General features: G+C 50.1%; 5 protein-coding genes and 1 pseudogene. 1 reads left to right on the top strand and 5 read right to left on the bottom strand.

Annotated features, from left to right (window positions below; translation table 11 throughout):
* Positions 1 to 545 (bottom strand): annotated as a pseudogene (locus tag FDW87_RS10425) (ATP-dependent RNA helicase HrpA); the annotation flags it as partial.
* A 201-nt stretch (positions 546 to 746) separates the two neighbouring features.
* Here FDW87_RS10425 and azoR point away from each other — a divergent pair.
* Positions 747 to 1,352 (top strand): FMN-dependent NADH-azoreductase, encoded by a 606-nt coding sequence (azoR, locus tag FDW87_RS10420; protein WP_006684422.1) that lies wholly within the window; start codon positions 747 to 749, stop codon positions 1,350 to 1,352.
* Between the two features lie 43 nt (positions 1,353 to 1,395).
* On the opposite strand, the gene FDW87_RS10415 is transcribed toward azoR, so the two are convergent.
* The 4 genes from FDW87_RS10415 to FDW87_RS22265 all read right to left on the bottom strand — a co-directional run.
* Positions 1,396 to 1,581, bottom strand: a complete 186-nt coding sequence (locus FDW87_RS10415) for a hypothetical protein (RefSeq protein ID WP_016153181.1) — start codon at positions 1,579 to 1,581, stop codon at positions 1,396 to 1,398.
* 127 nt (positions 1,582 to 1,708) lie between these two features.
* On the bottom strand, positions 1,709 to 2,032 hold the full coding sequence (locus FDW87_RS10410) for a YdbL family protein (RefSeq protein WP_016156611.1): 324 nt from the start codon (positions 2,030 to 2,032) through the stop codon (positions 1,709 to 1,711).
* 7 nt (positions 2,033 to 2,039) lie between these two features.
* Positions 2,040 to 2,231 carry a YnbE family lipoprotein gene (locus FDW87_RS10405; protein WP_016156612.1) on the bottom strand — a complete coding sequence of 64 codons (192 nt, stop codon included), beginning with the start codon at positions 2,229 to 2,231 and terminating at the stop codon, positions 2,040 to 2,042.
* A partial coding sequence (locus FDW87_RS22265) for a YdbH domain-containing protein (RefSeq protein ID WP_252363105.1) occupies positions 2,228 to 2,489 on the bottom strand: 262 nt, incomplete at its 5' end. The genes FDW87_RS10405 and FDW87_RS22265, both read right to left, overlap by 4 nt.

Below are 2,489 nucleotides of genomic sequence, written 5' to 3'. Positions count from 1 at the left end.
TCTGGCGGGTAATTTGGCGTAGAAGATCAGGTCACCCTGTTTCGCCTCGCCTATACATGATCGCTAAAACGGACTTTATAACCGATACAACCGCCCGGCTCGGTTTGCAGCTCTTCTGCAATACGGTTCGCCACGGTACGCGCCGCCAGACGACGCGGCTGGGTATGGCCGATCAGCCCTTTTACCCCGCGCCCGAGCTCCATACAGATTTTGGGTAACTGAGTGGTTTTCCCTGATCCCGTTTCCCCAGCGACAATCACCACCTGGTTATCGCGGATCGCTTCCAGAATATCCTGTTTTTTCTGACTGACGGGCAGGTTTTCCGGGTAGCTGATGACCGGACGCGCGGCTTCACGCAGCACAACTTTACCTGCAGCGTGATCAATCTCTTTTGCCATCTCCTGGTAAATGGCCTGTTGTGCATCAGGATTTTTAACCTTCTTCACGCCATGCAGGCGGCGGGCAAAACGCTGTCTGTCACGCAGCATCAGTGAATCCAGCTGTTGCTGCAACATGTTGAAGGTTAATTTTTGTTGTTCTGTCATAGCGTTAAAAGGCAGTGCTCTGCCGGGTTAAATCTCTTTTAGATGATAGGTATAGAGTACCACATCAGCGCTTTTCATGTGTTGTTCAATAATTTCGAACATAGGATTCGATATATTGCGCTATCACTGCGACAGGATTGTGAATAAAGTGTCAACAAGCAACGGGGCACTCCCCCTTCAAACACATAAAAGGAAACACCCATGAGCAAGGTATTAGTTCTTAAATCCAGTATTCTGGCAGGGTACTCTCAGTCTGGTCAGTTGTCTGATTATTTTGTTGAACAGTGGCGTGAAAAGCACTCCGCTGATGAAATCACCGTCCGTGACCTGGCTGCAAATCCTGTTCCGGTACTGGATGGCGAACTGGTGGGTGCGCTGCGCCCGAGCGATGCACCGCTGACACCGCGTCAGCAGGAAGCGCTGGCGTTGTCCGATGAGCTGATTGCTGAGCTGAAAGCGCATGATGTGATTGTTATCGCCGCGCCGATGTATAACTTCAACATCCCAACCCAGTTGAAAAACTATTTCGATCTGATTGCCCGTGCAGGTGTGACTTTCCGTTATACCGAGAAAGGTCCGGAAGGTCTGGTGACGGGTAAACGCGCAGTCGTGTTGACCAGCCGTGGTGGTATCCATAAAGATACGCCGACCGACCTGATCACGCCGTATCTGAACGTATTCCTGGGCTTTATTGGCATCACCGACGTGAACGTCGTCTTTGCTGAAGGCATTGCGTACGGCCCGGAAGTGGCGTCCAAAGCGCAGTCCGATGCGAAAGCCGCTATCGACAGCGTCGTCGCTGCCTGATAATTCACCCTCTCACCATCCGGTGGGAGGGTTTCTCCAGCATTTACTTCTTTACCTGCACCTGTTTGCCGTGAATGCGGTTAATATCACGCCAGATGGTTGCATAATCTCTGCACTTCGCCAGATTCTCTTCCCAGCAATGCAGCAAAAATTGTTCTGGCTCGGCAACATCCCGGCTTAACAGCTTGAATATCCAACGATTCCAGACATACCACTTGAAAAGCCACATGATTTCACTCCGCAACGCGACCGGTGTTGAACTATATCAGCCTCAGTTTGATGCCGTGTGGCAACTATTGCGATGTCGATGAATAAGTCAGCGTCGTGCCTCTCTGGTTGTGTGCAGAGAAAATTTATTATTTTCTCAACCACTTACCATTGATGCCCTGGACGTACTCCCCTGGTTTAGCCCGAGCGACCAGCTTTTGTCCGGCCATTTTCGCCACTTCATCTGGAGGAATGTTATTGCTCTCAGCCAGTTGCTGATAGCTGGCGCTGCGTGCTTTATTAATCTCACTCACCAGCGCCTGCGTTTCGGCGTCGGTTTGCAATGCCACCAGATAACCATTAAGCGTTTCGCCCACCCGCCCCTGGGATCTGGCTTCATTCAAGGTCAATGCCCACCCATTGCCACTGAATAAACTCAATGCCACCAGGATCACTGCAAGCTGTTTTTTCATCGTGACCTCAGAACAAATCGCTGCGCGATTTTAATAAGCTCTCAACGTCTTTATCGACTTTAATATGGATCTCATGCTCGATTTTGACGTTCATATTAATAGTGATCGGCTCTTTAGGCGCAGCCACTTCGATTCTGGGTGTGCAGCCGATCAGCAGAGATGAAGCCAGCAGACCCAGCATGGCAGCTATCGTTTTCATTGTTGTTCCTCACATTCCTTGCCTTCCGGGCAATGGGATTCCGGCAGCGCTGCATTTTGTTCAAGCCATGCCTGTAAATTGTCGCCAAAACGCAAACTACGCCATAGCGTAAAGACGTTTTCCTCATGGGTGTAATTCAAATTAACCGTCCCCACTTTGCCATCCACCCGGCTATTGCCAGTTACGGTTGCCTGCATGGTTAAGACACCGAGATTATCCAAATTTATTTTCGTCCAGGAATGGCTTATTTCCATATAA

Origin of the sequence: Citrobacter sp. wls826 (assembly GCF_005281245.1) — a bacterium.
Lineage (GTDB): Bacteria > Pseudomonadota > Gammaproteobacteria > Enterobacterales > Enterobacteriaceae > Citrobacter > Citrobacter braakii.
The sequence above is the reverse complement of the archived record's forward strand: the minus strand, read 5'-3'. Positions and strand labels throughout refer to the sequence as shown.

What these genes read in the sequence shown, in the direction of transcription:
- FDW87_RS10405 (WP_016156612.1), bottom strand. Translation starts at nt 2,231, where the DNA reads ATGAAAACGATAGCTGCCATGCTGGGTCTGCTGGCTTCATCTCTGCTG.
- FDW87_RS10410 (WP_016156611.1), bottom strand. Translation starts at nt 2,032, where the DNA reads ATGAAAAAACAGCTTGCAGTGATCCTGGTGGCATTGAGTTTATTCAGT.
- azoR (WP_006684422.1), top strand. Translation starts at nt 747, where the DNA reads ATGAGCAAGGTATTAGTTCTTAAATCCAGTATTCTGGCAGGGTACTCT.
- FDW87_RS10415 (WP_016153181.1), bottom strand. Translation starts at nt 1,581, where the DNA reads ATGTGGCTTTTCAAGTGGTATGTCTGGAATCGTTGGATATTCAAGCTG.